The sequence below is a fragment of the Streptomyces sp. NPDC049577 genome, assembly GCF_040675635.1.
GTDB lineage: Bacteria > Actinomycetota > Actinomycetes > Streptomycetales > Streptomycetaceae > Streptomyces.
The window spans coordinates 1-20,846 of the sequence record NZ_JBFAPH010000077.1 but is presented as its reverse complement, the minus strand read 5'-3'; the positions used below and the strand labels follow the sequence as shown (position 1 = coordinate 20,846).

The 20,846-nt window shown below is 71.9% G+C and carries 20 protein-coding genes and 1 pseudogene; 1 reads left to right on the top strand and 20 read right to left on the bottom strand.

Annotated features, from left to right (window positions below; genetic code table 11):
• From AB0K09_RS11995 to pyrR, 14 genes are all read right to left on the bottom strand, one after another.
• Window positions 1–1,529 (bottom strand): primosome assembly protein PriA (locus AB0K09_RS11995; protein WP_366065208.1); only part of this gene is annotated, 1,529 nt, incomplete at its 3' end.
• A 283-nt stretch (window positions 1,530–1,812) separates the two neighbouring features.
• Complete coding sequence (metK, locus tag AB0K09_RS11990) at window positions 1,813–3,021, bottom strand: methionine adenosyltransferase (protein ID WP_366065207.1); 1,209 nt, start codon at window positions 3,019–3,021, stop codon at window positions 1,813–1,815.
• Between the two features lie 188 nt (window positions 3,022–3,209).
• Window positions 3,210–4,418: a bifunctional phosphopantothenoylcysteine decarboxylase/phosphopantothenate--cysteine ligase CoaBC gene (gene coaBC / locus AB0K09_RS11985; protein ID WP_366065206.1), complete on the bottom strand. Its 1,209-nt coding sequence runs from the start codon at window positions 4,416–4,418 to the stop codon at window positions 3,210–3,212.
• Between the two features lie 98 nt (window positions 4,419–4,516).
• Window positions 4,517–4,789, bottom strand: coding sequence for a DNA-directed RNA polymerase subunit omega (gene rpoZ, locus AB0K09_RS11980; protein ID WP_366065205.1), 273 nt, complete (start codon window positions 4,787–4,789; stop codon window positions 4,517–4,519).
• Window positions 4,790–4,823: 34 nt separating this feature from the next.
• The gene (gene gmk / locus AB0K09_RS11975) at window positions 4,824–5,414 is read right to left on the bottom strand and encodes a guanylate kinase (RefSeq protein ID WP_366065204.1); all 591 of its coding nucleotides are present in this window, start codon (window positions 5,412–5,414) and stop codon (window positions 4,824–4,826) included.
• A gap of 50 nt (window positions 5,415–5,464) precedes the next feature.
• Window positions 5,465–5,788 (bottom strand): integration host factor, encoded by a 324-nt coding sequence (locus AB0K09_RS11970; protein WP_030355512.1) that lies wholly within the window; start codon window positions 5,786–5,788, stop codon window positions 5,465–5,467.
• A gap of 256 nt (window positions 5,789–6,044) precedes the next feature.
• Entirely contained in the window at window positions 6,045–6,905 is an 861-nt protein-coding gene (gene pyrF / locus AB0K09_RS11965) for an orotidine-5'-phosphate decarboxylase (protein ID WP_366065203.1), read from the bottom strand.
• Window positions 6,902–8,017 (bottom strand): quinone-dependent dihydroorotate dehydrogenase, encoded by a 1,116-nt coding sequence (locus AB0K09_RS11960; protein ID WP_366065202.1) that lies wholly within the window; start codon window positions 8,015–8,017, stop codon window positions 6,902–6,904. The genes pyrF and AB0K09_RS11960 overlap by 4 nt, the downstream gene beginning before the upstream one ends.
• Before the next feature lie 88 nt (window positions 8,018–8,105).
• On the bottom strand, window positions 8,106–11,417 hold the full coding sequence (gene carB, locus AB0K09_RS11955; protein WP_366065201.1) for a carbamoyl-phosphate synthase large subunit: 3,312 nt from the start codon (window positions 11,415–11,417) through the stop codon (window positions 8,106–8,108).
• Complete coding sequence (gene carA, locus AB0K09_RS11950) at window positions 11,410–12,552, bottom strand: glutamine-hydrolyzing carbamoyl-phosphate synthase small subunit (RefSeq protein WP_366065199.1); 1,143 nt, start codon at window positions 12,550–12,552, stop codon at window positions 11,410–11,412. The genes carB and carA overlap by 8 nt, the downstream gene beginning before the upstream one ends.
• Window positions 12,549–13,124, bottom strand: a complete 576-nt coding sequence (locus tag AB0K09_RS11945; protein WP_366065197.1) for a hypothetical protein — start codon at window positions 13,122–13,124, stop codon at window positions 12,549–12,551. Before AB0K09_RS11945 ends, carA begins: the two co-directional genes overlap by 4 nt.
• Entirely contained in the window at window positions 13,121–14,410 is a 1,290-nt protein-coding gene (locus AB0K09_RS11940) for a dihydroorotase (protein ID WP_366065196.1), read from the bottom strand. Before AB0K09_RS11940 ends, AB0K09_RS11945 begins: the two co-directional genes overlap by 4 nt.
• On the bottom strand, window positions 14,410–15,393 hold the full coding sequence (locus tag AB0K09_RS11935) for an aspartate carbamoyltransferase catalytic subunit (protein WP_366065195.1): 984 nt from the start codon (window positions 15,391–15,393) through the stop codon (window positions 14,410–14,412). Before AB0K09_RS11935 ends, AB0K09_RS11940 begins: the two co-directional genes overlap by 1 nt.
• A gap of 89 nt (window positions 15,394–15,482) precedes the next feature.
• A complete protein-coding gene (gene pyrR, locus AB0K09_RS11930) occupies window positions 15,483–16,049 on the bottom strand; it encodes a bifunctional pyr operon transcriptional regulator/uracil phosphoribosyltransferase PyrR (RefSeq protein ID WP_366065194.1) in 567 nt (188 codons plus the stop codon).
• A 235-nt stretch (window positions 16,050–16,284) separates the two neighbouring features.
• On the opposite strand from pyrR, the gene bldD reads away from it, so the two are divergent.
• Window positions 16,285–16,785 carry a transcriptional regulator BldD gene (bldD, locus tag AB0K09_RS11925; RefSeq protein ID WP_004948690.1) on the top strand — a complete coding sequence of 167 codons (501 nt, stop codon included), beginning with the start codon at window positions 16,285–16,287 and terminating at the stop codon, window positions 16,783–16,785.
• Between the two features lie 78 nt (window positions 16,786–16,863).
• Here the strand turns inward: bldD and nusB are convergent, their stop codons facing one another.
• The 6 genes and pseudogenes from nusB to AB0K09_RS11895 all read right to left on the bottom strand — a co-directional run.
• Window positions 16,864–17,289 (bottom strand): transcription antitermination factor NusB, encoded by a 426-nt coding sequence (nusB, locus tag AB0K09_RS11920; protein ID WP_366065193.1) that lies wholly within the window; start codon window positions 17,287–17,289, stop codon window positions 16,864–16,866.
• 2 nt (window positions 17,290–17,291) lie between these two features.
• A complete protein-coding gene (gene efp, locus AB0K09_RS11915) occupies window positions 17,292–17,858 on the bottom strand; it encodes an elongation factor P (protein WP_366065192.1) in 567 nt (188 codons plus the stop codon).
• Window positions 17,859–17,913: 55 nt separating this feature from the next.
• On the bottom strand, window positions 17,914–19,020 hold the full coding sequence (locus AB0K09_RS11910; protein WP_366065191.1) for an aminopeptidase P family protein: 1,107 nt from the start codon (window positions 19,018–19,020) through the stop codon (window positions 17,914–17,916).
• A 62-nt stretch (window positions 19,021–19,082) separates the two neighbouring features.
• Entirely contained in the window at window positions 19,083–19,820 is a 738-nt protein-coding gene (locus AB0K09_RS11905) for an AAA family ATPase (protein ID WP_366065190.1), read from the bottom strand.
• 18 nt (window positions 19,821–19,838) lie between these two features.
• Window positions 19,839–20,297: a type II 3-dehydroquinate dehydratase gene (gene aroQ, locus AB0K09_RS11900; RefSeq protein WP_366065189.1), complete on the bottom strand. Its 459-nt coding sequence runs from the start codon at window positions 20,295–20,297 to the stop codon at window positions 19,839–19,841.
• Window positions 20,294–20,846 (bottom strand): annotated as a pseudogene (locus AB0K09_RS11895) (3-dehydroquinate synthase); the annotation flags it as partial. The pseudogene AB0K09_RS11895 and the gene aroQ, both read right to left, overlap by 4 nt.

Here is a 20,846-nt window from a genome sequence, read left to right as displayed (position 1 = left end):
TGAAGTCCAGCTCGCCCGTGCGGGTGCGCCCGCCCGAGCTCCTCGGCCGTGCGCTGGGCACCCACGACGCGGGCGCGCAGCCGGAAGCCGCCGCACTCGGCGCAGTGCCAGTCCCGCGCCTCCAGCCCGCACCAGCCGCAGTGCAGCGCGCCGTCACCGTCGCGCGCCTCCAGCGGCCCCGCGCAGTGCGCGCACCGCGCGGGCTCGCGGCAGCGCTCACAGGACAGCCGCGGCGCGTAGCCCCGGCGGGGCACCTGCACCAGCACCGGCCCGTGCTTGAGGCCCTCCCGGGCGACCTCCCAGGCGACCGTCGGCAGCCGGGCCGCCCGCGCGGCGGCGTCCCGCGCCTCGTCGCTCTCCACGACCGTCCGCACCCGGGGGGCCGCGGCCCGCACCCGCTCCCGGTCGGCCGCCAGCGGCAGGGCCCAGCCGGTGTCCACGAGCTGGGCCGCCTCGACCGTGCAGCCGAAGCCGCCCAGCAGGAACGCGGCCCGCTCGTGCGCCGCGCGCAGCATCAGCACCTCGCGGGCGTGCGGCTGGGGCGCGTTGGTGTCGCTGTGGCTGGAGTCGCCGTCGTCCCAGATCGCCACGAGGCCGAGGTTCCGGACAGGGGCGAACATGGCCGCGCGCGTGCCGACCACGGCCCGCACGGCGCCCCGGTTGACCGCGAGCCAGCGCCGGTAGCGCTCCTCGGGCCCGAGCTCCGCGGTCAGCAGCACATGCAGCCCCTGGCCGAGGAGCTCGGTCAGCGCGGCGTCGACCCGGGCGGCGTCCCGGCCGTCCGGCACGACGACGATCGCGCCGCGCCCGGAGGCGAGCGCGGCGGCGGCCGCGCGGGCGAGCTCGGCGGGCCAGTACGGCCCGGGCAGCGCGGTCCACACGGCGCGCGGCGCGTCGCCCCGGGCGACGGCGTCGAGATAGGCGGGCCCGGTCGGATACCGCGCCCAGCTCCCCGGCGCGGGCGCGGCCGGCCGCGGCATCGGCCCGGGCGAGGGCTCGGCCTCGATGCGGGCGTGCCGGGGCGGCACGGCCAGCTGCAGGACGTCGGCGAGGGACCCGGCGTACCGGTCGGCGACGGCCCGGCACAGCCCCAGCAGGGACGGCCCGAGCACGGGCTCGGGCGACAGCACCTGGGCGATGGCGGCCAGCGGCCCCTGGTAGTCGGACTCGGCGACCCGCTCGATGATGTATCCGTCGAGCAGCCCGCCGCCCTCACGGCGGCCCTCGCGCACCCGCGACGTGCCCGCGCCGAAGCGCACCCGCACCCGGGTGCCCGGCTGGGCGTCGGCGTCGAGTTCGGCGGGCACCGCGTAGGACCAGAGCCGGTCGAGGTGGACCGGACCCTTGTCCACGAGCACCCGCGCCACCGGCAACTCCTTCGCCAGCGGCGCCCCCCGCCAGGTGCGCGGCTTGGCCTTCGGCACCTTGGCCTTACGCACGCTCTCCCGTATCAGCGCGAGCTGCTCCGCCACGGGGGCCTCCCCGGCCTCCCCCGCACCCCGCTCCGGTCGCCCGTTCTCGCTGCTCACGCTTCAAGTCCTACCAGAGGGCACCGACAGCGGCGGAACAGGGCGACAGGGGGGCGCGAGCGCTTGGGCCCTCCCGAGATCACGGCGGCAGCGGCACGGGTTTCACAGCACGTCCGTCGGACGCGCTCCACCGGAGGAGCCACGGCCTGCGCACCGGGAGGGCGTGCGTGACGCTATACGAGAGGGACCCGCAAGCCAAGGGTTTCGGCCGGACCGGCCGAAAAGCACCGGCCCCCGGGCCGCTCGCGCGGGCCGGGGGCCGGTGTGTGTACGAGGTGCGGGCCTACAGGCCCGCCGCCTTGCGCAGGGCGTCGACGCGGTCGGTGCGCTCCCACGTGAAGTCGGGCAGCTCGCGGCCGAAGTGGCCGTAGGCCGCCGTCTGGGCGTAGATGGGGCGGAGCAGGTCGAGGTCGCGGATGATCGCGGCCGGGCGGAGGTCGAAGACCTCGCCGATGGCGTTCTCGATCTTGTCGGTGTCGACCGTGTTGGTGCCGAAGGTCTCGACGAACAGGCCCACCGGTTCGGCCTTGCCGATCGCGTAGGCGACCTGGACCTCGCAGCGCGAGGCCAGACCGGCGGCGACCACGTTCTTGGCGACCCAGCGCATCGCGTACGCCGCGGAGCGGTCGACCTTGGACGGGTCCTTGCCGGAGAAGGCGCCGCCACCGTGGCGGGCCATGCCGCCGTAGGTGTCGATGATGATCTTGCGGCCGGTGAGGCCGGCGTCGCCCATCGGGCCGCCGATCTCGAAGCGGCCGGTCGGGTTGACCAGCAGGCGGTAGCCGTCGGTGTCCAGCTTGATGCCGTCCTCGACGAGCTGCTTGAGGACGTGCTCGACGACGAACTCGCGGATGTCGGGTGCCAGCAGCGAGTCCAGGTCGATGTCCGAGGCGTGCTGCGAGGAGACCACCACGGTGTCGAGGCGGACGGCCTTGTTGCCGTCGTACTCGATGGTGACCTGGGTCTTGCCGTCGGGACGCAGGTAGGGGATGGTGCCGTTCTTGCGGACCTCGGTCAGCCGGCGGGAGAGCCGGTGGGCGAGGTAGATGGGCAGCGGCATCAGCTCGGGCGTCTCGTCGCACGCGTAGCCGAACATCAGGCCCTGGTCGCCCGCGCCCTGCTTGTCGAGCTCGTCCTCGTCGCCCTCGACGCGCGCCTCGTACGCCGAGTCGACGCCCTGCGCGATGTCCGGGGACTGCGAGCCGATGGAGACCGAGACGCCGCAGGACGCGCCGTCGAAGCCCTTCTTCGAGGAGTCGTAGCCGATCTCGAGGATCTTCCCGCGCACCAGCTGCGCGATCGGCGCGTACGCCTTGGTGGTCACCTCGCCGGCGACGTGCACCAGACCGGTGGTGATCAGGGTCTCGACGGCGACCCGGGACGTCGGGTCCTCCCGCAGGAGGGCGTCGAGAATGGTGTCGCTGATCTGGTCAGCGATCTTGTCGGGGTGACCCTCGGTCACGGACTCCGAGGTGAACAGGCGGCGGGACACATCGCTCCCTGGGGTTGCAGCGGCTGCTGGCTGATCATTGAGGGATCCGGCCGAGAGCTGCGCTCGGCGCGAATCCGGATGCCAGTTTATCGGGCCTTCTCCGGCTTGGGGTCTCGGGTCGCGCGCCACAAGCGGCGTGACCTGCGACATCCATCACATCGGCCGCTTTCGGCGCAGGGTGAAGTCCGTCAGGTCAGGCGCGGGACGACCAGGTCCCAGACGGTGTCGGCGAGGGCTTCCTTGGGGCCGTGCGGAACCGGGGTCTCCCCGCCGTCCGCGGCCAGCACGACGGCCTCGTTCTCCTCGGAGCCGAAGGTGCGGGACTCCCCCACCTCATTGACCACCAGCAGGTCGCAGCCCTTGCGGGCGAGCTTGGCGCGGCCGTTGGCCAGCACGTCGTCGGTCTCGGCCGCGAAGCCCACGACCACCTGGCCCGGGCGCGGCCGGGCGGCGGAGAGCTCGGCGAGGACGTCGGGGTTGCGCACCAGCTCCAGCGGGGCCGGCTCCTCCCCGTCCCGCTTCTTGATCTTGCCGGTGGCGTAGTGGGCGGGCCGGAAGTCGGCGACGGCGGCGGCCATGACCACGGCATCGGCCTCGGCCGCGGCCTTCAGGACGGCCTCCCGCAGCTGCACGGCCGTGGAGACATGGATCACCTCGGCGCCGGCGGGATCGGCCAGTTCGCTGTTGGCGGCGACCAGCGTGACGCGGGCGCCGCGCGCGACGGCGGTGCGGGCGAGGGCGTAGCCCTGCTTGCCGGAGGAACGGTTCCCCAGGAAGCGCACCGGGTCCAGCGGCTCACGGGTGCCGCCGGCGCTGATGACGACGTGGCGGCCGGCCAGGTCGGCGGCGGGCGCCCCGGCGCCCCGGGCCAGCACCCGGCGGCAGAGCTCGAAGATCTCGACGGGGTCGGGGAAGCGGCCTTTGCCGGTGTCGACGCCGGTGAGCCGGCCGACGGCGGGCTCGACGACGACCGCGCCGCGGCGGCGCAGGGTGGCGACGTTCTCCTGGGTGGCCGGGTGCTCCCACATCTCGGTGTGCATGGCGGGCGCGAAGACCACCGGGCAGCGGGCCGTGAGCAGGGTGTTGGTCAGCAGGTCGTCGGCGAGGCCGTGGGCGGCCTTGGCGAGGAGGTCGGCGGTGGCGGGGGCGACGACGACGAGGTCGGCGGACTGCCCGATGCGCACGTGCGGCACCTCGTGGACGGACTCCCACACCTCGGTGCCGGCGGGATGCCCGGAGAGCGCCGCCCAGGTGGCCTCGCCGACGAAGTGCAGCGCGGACTCGGTCGGTACGACCCGTACGTCGTGGCCGGACTCGGTCAGCCGGCGCAGCAGCTCGCACGCCTTGTAGGCGGCGATCCCGCCACTGACCCCGAGGACGACCCTGGGCTTGTCCATCGCTCGCTTCTCCCCGCGCGCTCTCGTTCGTACGACACCACTACACACCAAGGGCCCGGCAGCTGCGCTGCCGGGCCCTGGTGACGAATATCGCGTGCTCAGTGAGCCGGGGCCTCGACGGCCTCGGAGGTCAGCAGGCCCGCGTTGATCTCGCGGAGGGCGATGGAGAGCGGCTTCTCGTGGACGTGGGTGTCCACCAGCGGGCCGACGTACTCCAGCAGGCCCTCCCCGAGCTGCGAGTAGTACGCGTTGATCTGGCGCGCGCGCTTGGCGGCGTAGATCACGAGGCTGTACTTCGAGTCGGTCGCCTCGAGCAGCTCATCAATCGGCGGGTTGATGATGCCCTCGGGCGCGGTGATGGAAGAGGACACTCTCTGCCTTCCGAAGGGGGGTGAAGAAAGATGTTCAACGCAGCAAGGCTAGCAGTTCACGCGCGACGTCCTCGACGGAGGTGTTGACCAGGGTCGTGTCGAATTCCGACTCGGCCGCGAGCTCCGTCTTGGCCGCCTCCAGGCGCCGCTCGATCACCTCGGGCGATTCGGTGCCCCGCCCGGTGAGCCGGCGGACCAGCTCGTCCCAGCTGGGCGGCGCGAGGAAGACCAGCTGGGCCTCCGGCATGGCCTCGCGGACCTGCCGGGCCCCCTGGAGGTCGATCTCCAGCAGGACGGGCTCGCCCGCCTCCAGGCGGTCGAGCACTGCCCGCCGCGGCGTTCCGTAGCGGTTGCCGGCGAACTCGGCCCACTCCAGCAGCTCACCGTTGGCGATGAGCTTGTCGAACTCCTCGTCGTCCACGAAGAAGTACTGGACGCCCTCCCGCTCGCCGGGGCGCGGCTTGCGGGTGGTGGCGGAGACCGACAGCCACACATCGGGGTGGGCCTTGCGCATGTGGGCGACGACCGTGCTCTTGCCGACCCCGGAGGGGCCGGAGAGCACGGTCAGCCGCGGTTGTCTGGCCGGGGGGACGGGGGCTGTCCCCCGGGAGACTGCAGTACTCATGCAGCGATTATCCCGGTTCCCGGGAGTGCCTGGGAACGTCGGCCGGGTCGTCAGGCGGCCTTGCCGCCGAATTCACGCTCAAGGGAGGCGATCTGGTTGGATCCGAGACCGCGCACGCGGCGGCTCTCGGAGATGCCCAGCCGCTCCATGATCTGCTTGGCACGGACCTTGCCCACACCGGGAAGGCTCTCCAAGAGGGCGCTCACCTTCATCTTGCCGATGACATCGTTCTCCTGGCCCTGCTTGATCACGTCGTGCAGCGAGGCGCCGGAGTGCTTGAGCCGATTCTTGACCTCGGCGCGCTCCCGGCGAGCCGCGGCGGCCTTTTCGAGCGCGGCTGCGCGCTGTTCAGGGGTAAGGGGCGGAAGAGCCACGCCTACGTCACCTCGGATGTCGAACTGTCGGATAAGGACCGGTGAGGAACCTAGTCGGCCCACACCTGGGGAGCAACGAGCAACGCGCTTGCTCGTTCGCTCTCGTCGGAGACTAGCGGCCGATCCCGCTCCAGTCAGCGAGAACAGACGAAAAGTCCTGGTCAGACTCGCTCGACCAGGACTTTTCCGGACATTATGTCCAACAATTTTGACGCGAAGGCCGCGCTGTCCAGCGCCCCGGGAGCCCGGGATCCGCTCAGCCCGCCGCCGGATCCACGGCCCGCCGCACCTCGTCGGCGAACCGTTCGGCGCTCTGTCGCAGGGCGGCGACGTCCGGACCGTGCCGCAGGACACCCCGGCTGACGTTCGGCACGACGTCGCGGACGGCCGCGCCGAAGACCTTCGGCAGATCGGCGGCCGTGGCGCCCTGGGCACCGATCCCGGGGGCCAGGAGCGGCCCGTTGATGGCCAGATCCACACCGGCGGCGGCCGCGGAGCCGCCCAGGGTGGCGCCGACCACGGCCCCGTACGAGCCCATGGGCTCGGCGCCCGCGTTCTCGGCCCGCAGGTGGTCCAGCATCGTCGCGGCGACGCTCGCGCCGTCGGCGCGCACCGCGTGCTGCACCTCGGCACCCTCGGGGTTGGAGGTGAGCGCGAGGACGAAGACGCCGGCGCCGCTCTCCCGGGCCAGGTCCAGGGCCGGGCGCAGGGAGCCGTAGCCGAGGTAGGGGCTCACGGTGACGGCGTCCGAGAACAGCGGCGAGGCCGGGTCCAGGTAGGTCGCGGCGTAGGCGGCCATCGTGGAGCCGATGTCGCCGCGCTTGGCGTCCATGAGCACCAGCGCGCCGGCGGCGCGGGCCTCGGCGACGGCGCGCTCCAGGACGGCGACGCCGCGCGAGCCGAAGCGCTCGAAGAAGGCGGACTGCGGCTTGAGCACGGCGACCCGCTCGGCCAGCGCCTCGACGACGGTGAGCGCGAAGCGCTCCAGCCCGGCGATGTCGTCGGCGAGGCCCCAGTCGGCGAGCAGGGAGGCGTGCGGGTCGATGCCCACGCAGAGGGGGCCGCGCTCGTCCATGGCGCGGCGCAGGCGTGCGCCGAAGGGCTCGGCGTGGGTCATGCGGTCACCTTCCGGTGCTCGGCGCCGACGGCCTCGGCGAGGGTGGCGTAGGGGCTGGCGGCAAGGCGTTCGGCCAGGCCGTTGTGGAGCTTGCGGCACCAGAAGGGGCCCTCGTAGATGAAGGCGCTGTAGCCCTGGACCAGCGTGGCGCCGGCCAGGATGCGCTCCCAGACGTCGTCGGCGGTGGTGACGCCGCCGACGCCGACGAGGGTGATCCGGTCGCCCACGCGCGCGTAGAGCCGGCGCAGGACCTCCAGCGAGCGCTCCTTGAGCGGGGCGCCGGACAGACCGCCGGCGCCGATGGCCTCGACGGTGCGCTGGGGGGTCGCGAGGCCCAGGCCGTCGCGGGCGATGGTGGTGTTGGTGGCGATGATGCCGTCCAGGCCGAGCTCGACGGCGAGATCGGCGACGGCGTCCACGTCCTCGTCGGCGAGGTCGGGGGCGATCTTGACGAGCAGCGGCACGCGGCGGTCGGTCACCGTGCGGTCGGCGGCCTCGCGGACGGCGGTGAGCAGCGGGCGCAGCGCCTCGGTGGCCTGGAGGTTGCGCAGCCCCGGGGTGTTCGGGGAGGAGACGTTGACGACCAGGTAGTCGGCGTGCGCGGCGAGGCGCTCGGTGGAGGTGACGTAGTCGGCGACGGCCTCGTCCTCGGGGACGACCTTGGTCTTGCCGATGTTGACGCCGACGGTGGTCCGGAAGATCTCCTTCCGGTCGGCCAGGCGCTCCGCGACGGCCGCGGAGCCGTCGTTGTTGAAGCCCATGCGGTTGATCAGGGCGCGGTCCGCGACGAGGCGGAAGAGGCGCTTCTTGGGGTTGCCGGGCTGCGGCTGGGCGGTGACGGTGCCGATCTCGACGTGGTCGAAGCCGAGCATGGCCATGCCGTCGATCGCGGCGGCGTTCTTGTCGAAGCCGGCGGCGAGTCCGAAGGGGCCGTGCATGCGCAGGCCGAGGGCCTCGGTGCGCAGGGCCTTGTGGCGGGGGGCGAGGACGGCGGCGACGAAGGTGCGCAGGACGGGTACGCGGGCCGCGCCGCGGATCCAGGCGAAGGCCAGGTGGTGGGCCTTCTCGGGATCCATACGCTTGAAGATCAGGTCGAAGAACAGACGGTACATGGTGCCTTCCGGGCGAGGGAGCGGGGCGTGGGGGCCTTGAGGGGGCTCATGGAGAGGGGGACACCTTCCGGTGTCCCCCTCTGCGGTCCTACGCCTCGCGGGCGGCGGTGAGCCGCTCCGCGTGCTCCTGCAGGGAGCTGACGCCGACCTCGCCCCTGGTCAGGGCGTCAATGCCCTGGACGGCGGCGGCGAGCGCCTGGACGGTGGTCAGGCAGGGCACCGCGCGGGCGACGGCGGCGGTGCGGATCTCGTAGCCGTCGAGGCGGCCGCCGGTGCCGTAGGGGGTGTTGACGATGAGGTCGACCTCGCCGTCGTGGATGAGCTGGACGATGGTCTTCTCGCCGTTCGGGCCCTCGCCCTCGCTCTGCTTGCGCACGACGGTGGCGTTGATGCCGTTGCGCTTGAGGACCTCGGCCGTGCCGGAGGTGGCGAGCAGCTCGAAGCCGTGGGCGACGAGCTCCCGGGCCGGGAAGATCATCGAGCGCTTGTCGCGGTTGGCGACGGAGACGAACGCGCGTCCCTTGGTGGGCAGCGCGCCGTAGGCGCCGGCCTGCGACTTGGCGTAGGCGGTGCCGAAGACGGTGTCGATGCCCATGACCTCGCCGGTGGAGCGCATCTCCGGGCCGAGGACGGTGTCCACGCCGCGGCCGTGGATGTCGCGGAAGCGCGACCACGGCATGACGGCCTCCTTGACGGAGATCGGGGCGTCCATCGGCAGGGTGCCGCCGTCGCCCTCCTTGGGCAGCATGCCCTCGGCGCGCAGCTCGGCGATGGTGGCGCCCAGCGAGATGCGGGCGGCGGCCTTGGCCAGCGGCACGGCGGTCGCCTTGGAGGTGAAGGGGACCGTGCGGGAGGCGCGCGGGTTGGCCTCCAGGACGTAGAGGATGTCCCCGGCCATGGCGAACTGGATGTTGATCAGGCCGCGCACGCCGACGCCCTTGGCGATGGCCTCGGTGGAGGCGCGCAGGCGCTTGATGTCGAAGCCGCCGAGGGTGATCGGGGGCAGGGCGCAGGCGGAGTCGCCGGAGTGGATGCCAGCCTCCTCGATGTGCTCCATGACGCCGCCGAGGTAGAGCTCCTGGCCGTCGTAGAGCGCGTCGACGTCGATCTCGATGGCGTCGTCGAGGAAGCGGTCGATGAGGACCGGGTGCTCGGAGATCAGGCCCGCGTGCCGCTCCAGGTAGGCGGCGAGCGAGGGCTCGTCGTAGACGATCTCCATACCGCGGCCGCCGAGCACGTAGGACGGGCGGACCATGACCGGGTAGCCGATCCCGGCGGCGGTCTTCTTGGCCTCCTCGAAGGAGAAGGCGGTGCCGTACTTGGGCGCGGGCAGTCCGGCCTCGGTCAGCACGCGGCCGAAGGCGCCGCGCTCCTCGGCGAGGTCGATGGCCTCGGGCGAGGTGCCGACGATCGGCACGCCGTTGTCCTTGAGCGCCTGGGCGAGGCCCAGCGGGGTCTGGCCGCCGAGCTGGACGACGACGCCCGCGACGGGGCCGGCGAGGGTCTCGGCGTGGACGATCTCCAGGACGTCCTCCAGGGTGAGCGGCTCGAAGTAGAGCCGGTCGGAGGTGTCGTAGTCGGTGGAGACGGTCTCCGGGTTGCAGTTGACCATCACGGTCTCGTAGCCCGCCTCGCTGAGCGCGAAGGAGGCGTGGACGCAGGAGTAGTCGAACTCGATGCCCTGGCCGATGCGGTTGGGGCCGGAGCCGAGGATGATCACGGCGGGCTTCTCGCGCGGCGCGACCTCGGTCTCCTCGTCGTAGGAGGAGTAGAAGTACGGCGTCCTGGCGGCGAACTCGGCGGCGCAGGTGTCGACCGTCTTGTAGACCGGGCGGACGCCGAGGGCGTGCCGGACCTCGCGGACGACGTCCTCGCGCAGGCCGCGGATGCCGGCGATCTGGGCGTCGGAGAAGCCGTGGCGCTTGGCCTCGGCGAGCAGCTCCGGCTCCAGGCGCTCGGCTTCGGCGAGCTCCTGGGCGATCTCGTGGATCAGGAAGAGCTGGTCGACGAACCAGGGGTCGATCCGCGTCGCCTCGAAGACCTCGTCCGGGGTGGCCCCGGCGCGGATGGCGTCCATGACGGTGTTGATCCGGCCGTCGGTGGGGCGCACGGCCTTGGCGAGCAGTTCGGCCTTGTCGCCGGTGGGGCTGACGAAGTCGAACTGCGAGCCCTTCTTCTCCAGCGAGCGCAGGGCCTTCTGCAGGGCCTCGGTGAAGTTGCGGCCGATGGCCATGGCCTCACCGACGGACTTCATGGTCGTCGTGAGGGTGGCGTCGGCGGCCGGGAACTTCTCGAACGCGAAGCGGGGCGCCTTGACCACGACGTAGTCGAGCGTGGGCTCGAAGGACGCCGGGGTCTTCTCCGTGATGTCGTTGGGGATCTCGTCCAGCGTGTAGCCGACGGCCAGACGGGCAGCGATCTTCGCGATCGGGAAGCCGGTGGCCTTGGAGGCGAGCGCGGAGGAGCGCGAGACACGCGGGTTCATCTCGATGACGATGACCCGGCCGTCCTCGGGGTTGACCGCGAACTGGATGTTGCAGCCGCCGGTGTCGACACCGACCTCGCGGATGATCGCGATGCCGATGTCGCGCAGGATCTGGTACTCGCGGTCGGTGAGCGTCATCGCCGGGGCGACGGTGATGGAGTCACCGGTGTGCACGCCCATGGGGTCGAAGTTCTCGATGGAGCAGACGACCACGACGTTGTCGTTCTTGTCGCGCATGAGCTCCAGCTCGTACTCCTTCCAGCCGAGGATGGACTCCTCCAGGAGCACCTCGGTGGTCGGGGAGAGCGTGAGGCCCTGGCCGGCGATGCGGCGCAGCTCCTCCTCGTCGTGGGCGAAGCCGGAGCCGGCGCCGCCCATGGTGAAGGAGGGGCGGACGACGACGGGGTAGCCGCCGAGCGTCTCGACGCCCGCGAGGACCTCGTCCATGGTGTGGCAGATGACCGAGCGGGCGGACTCGCCGTGGCCGATCTTGGCGTTGACGGCCTCGACGACGCCCTTGAACAGGTCGCGGTCCTCGCCCTTGTGGATCGCCTCGACGTTGGCGCCGATCAGCTCCACGCCGTACTTCTCCAGCACACCGTTCTCGTGCATGGAGATGGCGGTGTTGAGCGCGGTCTGGCCGCCGAGGGTGGGCAGCAGGGCGTCGGGGCGCTCCTTGGCGATGATCTTCTCGACGAACTCCGGGGTGATCGGCTCGACGTACGTGGCGTCGGCGATCTCCGGGTCGGTCATGATCGTGGCCGGGTTGGAGTTCACGAGGATGACCCGCAGGCCCTCGGACTTCAGGACGCGGCAGGCCTGGGTGCCGGAGTAGTCGAACTCCGCGGCCTGGCCGATGACGATCGGGCCGGAGCCGATGACCAGAACGGACTGGATGTCGGTGCGCTTAGGCACGCTGGCCCTCCATCAGGGAGACGAAGCGGTCGAACAGGTACGCCGCGTCGTGCGGACCCGCTGCTGCCTCGGGGTGGTACTGGACGCTGAATGCCGGCTGGTCGAGCAGCTGGAGACCCTCGACCACGTTGTCGTTGAGGCACACGTGGGAGACCTCGACGCGGCCGTAGGGCGTGTCGGTCGCGGCGTCGAGCGGGGCGTCGACGGCGAAGCCGTGGTTGTGCGCGGTGACCTCGACCTTGCCGGTCGTGCGGTCCTGCACGGGCTGGTTGATGCCGCGGTGGCCGTACTTCAGCTTGTAGGTGCCGAAGCCGAGGGCGCGGCCGAGGATCTGGTTGCCGAAGCAGATGCCGAAGAGCGGGGTCTTCCGCTCCAGGACGCCGCGCATGACGGAGACCGGGTGGTCGGCGGTGGCGGGGTCGCCGGGGCCGTTGGAGAAGAACACGCCGTCGGGGTTCACGGCGTAGACGTCCTCGACCGTGGCGGTCGCGGGCAGCACGTGCACCTCGATGCCGCGCTCGGCCATCCGCTGCGGGGTCATGCCCTTGATGCCGAGGTCGACGGCGGCGACGGTGAAGCGCTTCTCCCCTATCGCGGGGACGACGTAGGTCTCCTTGGTGGCGACCTCGGCGGAGAGGTCGGCGCCCTTCATCTGCGGGGCGGCCTGGACCTTGGCCAGCATGGCCTCGTCGCTCGCGATCGCCTCGCCGGAGAAGACGCCGACCCGCATGGCGCCGCGCTCGCGCAGGTGGCGGGTGAGGGCGCGGGTGTCGATGCCGCAGATACCGACGACGCCCTGGCGGGCCAGCTCCTCGTCGAGCGTGCGGCGCGAGCGCCAGTTCGACGGGATGCGGGCGGGGTCGCGCACGACGTAGCCGGAGACCCAGATCCGGGCGGACTCGGGGTCCTCGTCGTTGACGCCGGTGTTGCCGACGTGCGGGGCGGTCATCACGACCACCTGGCGGTGGTAGGAGGGGTCGGTCAGGGTCTCCTGGTAGCCGGTCATGCCGGTGGAGAACACGGCCTCGCCGAAGGTCTCCCCCACGGCCCCGTAGGCGCGGCCGCGGAAGATGCGGCCGTCCTCCAGGACAAGTACGGCGGGAGTCTTGTCGGCTCCCCTGGTGGAGGTCGTCATCGCGCGCCTTCCGTGTCGTTGCTGTGCTGGTCGTGCAGGTGGGTGAGGGCTTCCACCCAGGCGGTGTGCTCGGCCGCCCGGTCGGAGCGGAAGCCGGAGTCGATCGTCCTGTCGCCGTGCTGCCAGGTGATCACGAGCAGCCCGCCCTCGGCGAGGACCTTGCCCGCGATGCCCTTGTCGAGTCGCGCGCCGCGCAGGGCGGCGGCGGGGATCAGGAAGCTCCGGGCGCCGGGCCGTACGACGGCGACGCCCTGCTCCGTCAGGGTGAGCTCGGCGCGGCTGCGGGTGCCGAGGCCCTGCGCGACGATGCGGTCGAGCCACTGCCCGGCGGTGGTGGAGCCGTGGTAGCGGCCGGTCGTCGTCAGCCGGGGCTCGCCCGGGTCGTCGGGCACGGCGGGCAGCTCGGGCAGATCGCCCTGGAGCGTGCCGCGCCACTTCCAGCCCTCGCGCATCAGCCAGTACAGCAGCGCGATGAAGAGCAGGAGTCCGACGACCCAGCCGACGCGCGCGGCCCAGTCGGTGACGGCCTGCGACTTTCGCTCGGCCGCCAGAATGATCAGTGCAGGTGTCACGCGAGGTTCCCGTCCACGACCGTTGCCCGGCCCCGCAGGAAGGTGTGGGTGACGCGTCCCGGCAGCTCCATCCCCTCGTAGGGGGTGTTGCGGCTGCGGGAGGCGAAGCCCGCGGGGTCCACGGGACCACGGTATGCGGTGTCGACCAGAGTGAGGTTGGCGGGCTCACCGGCGGCGACCGGACGGCCGTGCCCGGCCAGCCGGCCGATCTCCGCGGGCCGGAAGGACATGCGGTCCGCGACCGCGGCCCAGTCGAGCAGGCCCGTGTCGACCATCGTGTGCTGGACGACCGACAGCGCGGTCTCCAGGCCCACCATGCCCATGGCGGCGGCGCCCCACTCGCAGTCCTTGTCCTCGTGCGGGTGCGGGGCGTGGTCGGTGGCGACGATGTCGATCGTCCCGTCGGCCAGGGCCTCGCGCAGCGCCAGCACGTCGCGCTCGGTGCGCAGCGGCGGGTTCACCTTGTAGACCGGGTTGTACGAGCGGACGAGCTCGTCGGTCAGGAGCAGGTGGTGCGGGGTGACCTCGGCGGTGACGTCGATGCCGCGCGACTTGGCCCAGCGGACGATCTCCACCGAGCCGGCCGTGGACAGGTGGCAGATGTGCACCCGGGAGCCGACGTGCTCGGCGAGCAGGACGTCCCGGGCGATGATCGACTCCTCGGCGACGGCGGGCCAGCCGCCGAGGCCCAGCTCCGCGGAGACGATGCCCTCGTTCATCTGGGCGCCCTCGGTCAGGCGCGGCTCCTGGGCGTGCTGGGCGACGACGCCGCCGAAGGCCTTCACGTACTCCAGCGCCCGGCGCATGATCACGGCGTCGTCGACGCACTTGCCGTCGTCGGAGAAGACCTTCACCCCGGCGGCGGAGTCGTGCATGGCGCCGAGCTCGGCGAGCTTCTTGCCCTCGAGGCCCACGGTGACGGCGCCGATGGGCTGGACGTCGCAGTAGCCGTGCTCCTTGCCCAGCCGCCAGACCTGCTCGACGACGCCGGCGGTGTCGGCGACGGGGAAGGTGTTGGCCATGGCGAAGACGGCGGTGTAGCCGCCGGACGCGGCGGCGCGGGTGCCGGTCAGGACGGTCTCGGAGTCCTCGCGGCCGGGCTCGCGCAGATGGGTGTGCAGGTCGACCAGGCCGGGCAGCAGGAGCTTGCCGTCGGCCTCGATCACCTCGGCACCCTCGGGCGCGGCCAGGCCGGTGCCCACCTCGGCGATGGTCTCGCCGTCGATGAGCACGTCCTGCGGCTCGCCGCCGAGAATCTTCGCACCGCGGATCAGGATCTTGGACATTACTTGTTCTCCTCGGTGCGGTTGTTCGTGGTGACGGCCGGCTCGGAGCCGCCCAGCAGCAGGTACAGCACGGCCATGCGGATGGAGACTCCGTTGGCGACCTGCTCGACGGCGGTGCAGCGCGGCGAGTCGGCGACCTCGGCGGTGATCTCCATGCCCCGGTTCATCGGGCCGGGGTGCATGACGATGGCGTCCTCGGGCATCCGCGCCATGCGGTCGGCGTCCAGCCCGTAGCGGCGGGCGTACTCGCGCTCGGTGGGGAAGAAGGCGGCGTTCATGCGCTCGCGCTGGACGCGCAGCATCATCACGGCGTCGGACTTCGGCAGCACCGCGTCCAGGTCGTAGGAGACCTCGCAGGGCCAGGTCCCGACGCCGATGGGCACCAGGGTGGGCGGGGCGACCAGGGTCACCTCGGCACCGAGGGTGTGCAGCAGGTGGACGTTGGAGCGGGCGACGCGGCTGTGCAGGATGTCGCCGACGATCGTGATCCGGCGGCCGGCCAGGTCACGCCCTATCCCGGCGTCGGGGCCGACCAGGCGGCGGCGCATGGTGAAGGCGTCCAGCAGGGCCTGGGTGGGGTGCTCGTGGGTGCCGTCGCCGGCGTTGACGACCGAGCCGCCGATCCAGCCCGAGGTGGCGAGCCGGTGCGGGGCGCCGGAGTCGTGGTGGCGGATGACGACGGCGTCGGCGCCCATCGCCTCCAGGGTCAGGGCGGTGTCCTTGAGCGACTCGCCCTTGGAGACCGAGGAGCCCTTGGCGGAGAAGTTGATGACGTCGGCGGAGAGCCGCTTGGCGGCGGCCTCGAAGGAGATCCGCGTCCGCGTCGAGTCCTCGAAGAAGAGGTTGACGACGGTGCGGCCGCGCAGGGTCGGCAGTTTCTTGATCGGGCGGTCGGCGACCCGGCCCATTTCCTCGGCGGTGTCGAGGATCAGGACGGCGTCGTCGCGCGTGAGGTCGGCGGCCGAGATGAGATGGCGCTGCATCCGGAAGCTCCGTGGTTGGGGAGGTTTGCGGGGGTGCGGGCGGGCATGCGGCGGCACGGCCCCGGGATCACCGGGTCCGCGGGGAACCGCTACTGCGCGTCGGCCGCGACGGTCTCGGGCACGCCGAGGAGCACGCTGTCGCGTCCGTCCTCCTCGGTGAGCTGGACCTTGACCGCCTCCCGCAACGACGTGGGGAGGTTCTTGCCGACGTAGTCGGCGCGGATCGGAAGCTCGCGGTGGCCGCGGTCGACCAGGACGGCGAGCTGGACGGCGCGCGGGCGGCCGATGTCGTTGAGCGCGTCGAGCGCGGCACGGACACTGCGGCCGGAGAAGAGCACGTCGTCGACGAGGATCACCAGCCGGCCGTCGATCCCCTCACCGGGGATCTCGGTGCGGGCGAGCGTGCGGGCAGGGCGCAGCCGCAGGTCGTCGCGGTACATGGTGATGTCGAGGGAGCCGACCGGCATCGCGCGGCCGGTGATCTCCTCCAGCTTGGCGGCCAGCCGGCGGGCGAGAAAGACGCCGCGGGTGGGGATGCCGAGGAGCACCACGTCGTCGGCGCCCTTGGCGCGTTCGACGATCTCGTGGGCGATACGGGTGAGGACCCGGGCGATGTCCGGTGCTTCGAGCACGGGACGCGCGGGAATTGCGTCCATACGAAACGGACCTCCTTCTCCGCCTCACGGGACGGACATTAAAGGACGTCGGATTTACCCATTCACCGTACCAGCACCGGCGGTGAACTCATTGACCGGCCCTCTGACGGCCGATGCCGTGGACCATTCGGCTTGACGAAGCCAGATTACGCTGCGTAACCTCACAGTGAGTTACCAGACACGCGGCAGTCGCAGGAGACGCCGCCGCACGTCGATACAGCGTCCGGGGAGCTTTATGTCCAGCGAATACGCCAAACAGCTCGGGGCCAAGCTCCGCGCCATCCGCACCCAGCAGGGCCTCTCCCTCCATGGCGTCGAGGAGAAGTCCCAGGGTCGCTGGAAGGCCGTCGTGGTGGGCTCGTACGAGCGCGGCGACCGTGCCGTGACCGTACAGCGCCTGGCCGAGCTGGCCGATTTCTACGGCGTGCCCGTGCAGGAGCTGCTGCCCGGCACCACGCCCGGCGGCGCCGCGGAGCCCCCGCCGAAGCTGGTCCTGGACCTGGAGCGCCTCGCCCACGTCCCGGCCGAGAAGGCGGGCCCGCTCCAGCGTTACGCGGCGACCATCCAGAGCCAGCGCGGCGACTACAACGGCAAGGTGCTCTCGATCCGCCAGGACGATCTGCGCACCCTCGCCGTGATCTACGACCAGTCGCCCTCGGTGCTCACCGAGCAGCTGATCAGCTGGGGTGTGCTCGACGCGGACGCCCGCCGCGCCGTCCAGCACGAGGACGCCTGAGCGTTCAACGGCCGACCAACCGCCGAGGGGCGGGGAATCCTTCATGGATTCCCCGCCCCTCGGCGGTTCGGCGTCCGGCTAACGCCGCAGGCTCGGCTTGAGCTCCTTGAAACGGCCCAGGAGGCCGTTGACGAAGGCCGGCGAGTCGTCGGTGGAGAACTCCTTGGCGAGCTGCACCGCCTCGTCGATCGCCACCGCGTCCGGCGTGCCGTCCTCCCAGATCAGCTCGTACGCGCCGAGCCGGAGGATGCTGCGGTCCGCGGCGGGCATCCGGTCCAGTGCCCAGTCGACCGCATAGGTGCCGATCAGCTCGTCGATCCGGGCCGCGCGCTCGGCGTAGCCCTCGACCAGCTGCATCGTGTACTCGTTGACCGGCGGCTGCCGGTCGTCGGACCGGGCGTGGCGGATCCAGTCCGCGAGCACCTCGCGCACGGCGGCGCCGCGCTGGTCGGCCTCGAAGAGGATCTGGAAGGCGCGCTTGCGGGCCTTGCTACGGGCGGCCACGGTTAGCTGTTCACCCGACCGAGGTAATCGCCGGTACGGGTGTCGACCTTGATCTTCTCACCCGTGGTGATGAAGAGCGGGACCTGGATCTCGAAGTCGGTCTCCAGCGTGGCGGGCTTGGAGCCGCCGGTGGAGCGGTCGCCCTGGACGCCCGGCTCGGTGTGCTTGATGGTGAGCTCGACGGCGGCCGGCAGCTCGACGTAGAGCACCGAGCCCTCGTGCTGCGCGACGGTCGCCGTGAAGCCCTCGATGAGGAAGTTGGCGGCGTCACCGACAGCCTTGCGGTCGATGTGCAGCTGGTCGTAGGTCTCCATGTCCATGAACACGAAGTACTCGCCGTCCATGTAGGAGAACTGCATGTCGCGGCGGTCGATGGTGGCGGTCTCGACCTTCACGCCGGCGTTGAAGGTCTTGTCGACCACCTTGCCGGAGAGCACGTTCTTCAGCTTCGTACGGACGAAGGCGGGGCCCTTGCCGGGCTTGACGTGCTGGAACTCGACGACGGACCAGAGCTGGCCGCCTTCGAGCTTGAGCACCATGCCGTTCTTGAGGTCGTTCGTGGATGCCACGGTTGCGGAATCTCCTGGACTGCGACTGGTGGAACCAGAAAGTGCGATGCGCCGGCTAGAGCGCGAGCAGCTCTTTGGTCGTGATGGTGAGTAGCTCGGGTCCGCCGTCCGCCTCGGGGCGGACGACGAGCGTGTCATCGATCCGGACGCCGCCCCGCCCCGGGAGGTGTACTCCCGGATCTACGGTGACCGGCACGCAAGCGTCCAGTTTACCCATGGCCGAGGGCGCCAGCCGAGGGTCCTCGTCGTTTTCGAGTCCCACGCCGTGTCCCATGCGTGGTCCGAGCCGTTCGCCGTGGCCTGCCGCTTCGAGCACCACGCGGGCCGCGCGGTCCACATCGCGGTAGGACCGGCCGGGGGCGAGCGCCTCGCGGCCCGCCCGCTGGGCGGCGAACACCTGCTCGTACAGCTCGATCTGCCAGTCCGCCGGTGAGGTGCCGATCACGAACGTCCGCGCGATCTCGCTGCGGTATCCACGATAGTCGGCGCCCAGGCAGACGCTCAGGAAGTCGCCCTCCTCGACCCGCCGGTCGCTCGGCACGTGCCCGGCGCGTCCCGAGTTCGGTCCGGTGCCCACGGAGGTGGGGAAGGCGGGGCCGGCCGCGCCGTGATCGACCAGCCGGCGCTCCAGTTCCAGCGCCAGATGGCGTTCGGTGCGGCCGACCAGTATCGATTCGAGCAGCTCGCCCAGGGCCTGGTCGGCGATCTCGGCGGAGATCCGCAGCCAGGAGATCTCCTCGTCGTCCTTGACGACCCGCTGCTGTTCGACGGCCGTCCCGAGGTCGTGCAGCCGCATCCGGGGCGCGACGGAGCGCACGGCGCGGTGCCGGGCGACGGTCAGATGGTGTTCCTCGACCGCGATCGACCCGGCACCGGCGGCCACCGCCCGTTCGGCGGCGGCCACGGCCGGATCGCCCTCGGCGTGCGGCAGGACCATGACCCGCAGGTCGTCGGCGGGCCGGTCGAGCGCGGCGTCGGCGAACGGATCGCTGACACAGACCAGCAGGTCCTCCTTCGGCCCGACGAGCAGCACGGAGCCGGCGGGTGCGCCGCCCGCCAGGTACCGCGCATTGGCCTCGCCGCAGACCAGGGCCGCCTCGCTGCCGTTCGCCTCGCATCGCTCGCGCAGCTGCGCGCGACGGGCCGCGTACACCTCGGACATGGTTCCGAGCGTACGTTCGGCGGACGGAACCGGCTGTTCCAGCGCGTCCGACCGGGCGGCCGCTACCAGCCGGCCGGAGCGGGGGCCGCGGCGGCCAGCGCGCGGGTGACGGCCTGGTCGATCAGCCCGGCCGTGGTGGCGACGTCGAGCTGGGAGTTGTCGATGATCGGCAGCCCCGAGCCGTACCAGCCGGCCATGCGGCCGTGGATGCGGGCGACCTCCTCGTCGCCGAGCCGGCGGTTCCCGGTGCGCTCGGCGTTGCGTTCCAGGACGACCTCCAGGCCGGGCAGCAGCACCACCGGCAGCAGCCCGGGGCCGACGTGCCGCTTCCAGCCGCCGAGCCCGACCACGGGCCGGTCGGGGAAGACGGCGTCGTCGATGATGCAGGAGATGCCGTTGGCGAGGAAGTTGCGGGCGGCGAAGCCGCAGGTGCGGCGCGCGAGCCGGTACTGCGCCTCGGAATGGTCGTTCCACCCGGACCGCGGGTCGGCGAAGCCGGACCGCACCCACTCGCGGACGTCGTCGAGGCTGACGTGCGCGGTGGGCACGGCCCGGTGGTCGGCCCAGTACCGGGCGGCACTGGTCTTGCCGGCCCCGGCCGGGCCGATGAGCAGCACCGCGACGGCGGCGGTCTGCGCGGCGACGCCCCCCGGCGGGGGCACGGGGGGCATCGGGGGATGAGCGGGCGGCAGCTGCGGGCCCCCTGGGTGCTGCATCCGGTGGTACTCCGTCTCCTCGAATGCGTCTGACGGGCCGTGAGCGGCCCGTCGGGGAGGGTACCGGAGGGTAGCCGCCCCCACGCAGGGGGAACGGCGGGCTCAGCCCGCCAGTTCCTCGGCCAGCGCCCGCAGGGCCAGCCGGTACGAGCCGATCCCGAACCCGGCGACGGTTCCGCTGGCGACCGCCGCGATGACGGAGGTGTGCCGGAACTCCTCTCGCGCGTAGGGGTTGGAGATGTGCACCTCGATCAGCGGCGCGGTCCGCTGGGCGGCGGCGTCGCGCATCGCGTACGAGTAGTGCGTGAAGGCGCCGGGGTTGATGACGACGGGGAGCTTGCCGTCGGCGGCCTCGTGCAGCCAGCGGATCAGCTCGCCCTCGTCGTTGGTCTCCCGCACCTCGACGGCGAAGCCGAGCTCCTCCCCCAGCCGGGCGCACTCGGCGACGAGCCCCTGGTAGGAGGTCGAGCCGTAGACGTCCGGCTCGCGGGAACCGAGCCGCCCGAGGTTGGGCCCGTTCAGGACGAGGACCTTCTGCCCGGCGCTCATCCGGCCGCTCATGCCGCGATCTCCGCGTGTGCGGCCAGCAGCAACGCCGGGTCCGGGCCCTCCATGACGGTCGGCTTGGCGAGGCCGTCGAGGACGATGAAGCGCAGCCGGTCGCCGCGGGTCTTCTTGTCGACCTTCATGGTCTCCAGCAGCTTGGGCCACTGGTCGCCGCGGTAGGTGACGGGCAGGCCCACGGAGGTGAGGATCGCGCGGTGCCGGTCGGCGGTGGCGTCGTCGAGCCGGCCGGCGATCCGGCCGAGCTCGGCGGCGAAGACCATGCCGACGGCGACGGCCGCGCCGTGCCGCCAGTTGTAGCGCTCGTTCTTCTCGATCGCGTGGGCGAGGGTGTGCCCGTAGTTGAGGATCTCGCGCAGGCCCGATTCCTTGAGGTCGGAGGAGACGACCTCGGCCTTGACCCGGATCGCGCGCTCGATCAGCTCGGCGGTGTGCGGCCCCTCGGGGCTGCGCCGCCGGTAGAGCTCCTCGTACGCGTCGTCCTGACCGGCGCGCATGCGCTCGACCAACTCGATGTCGGAGGGCGGGAGATCTACGTCCGCCTCC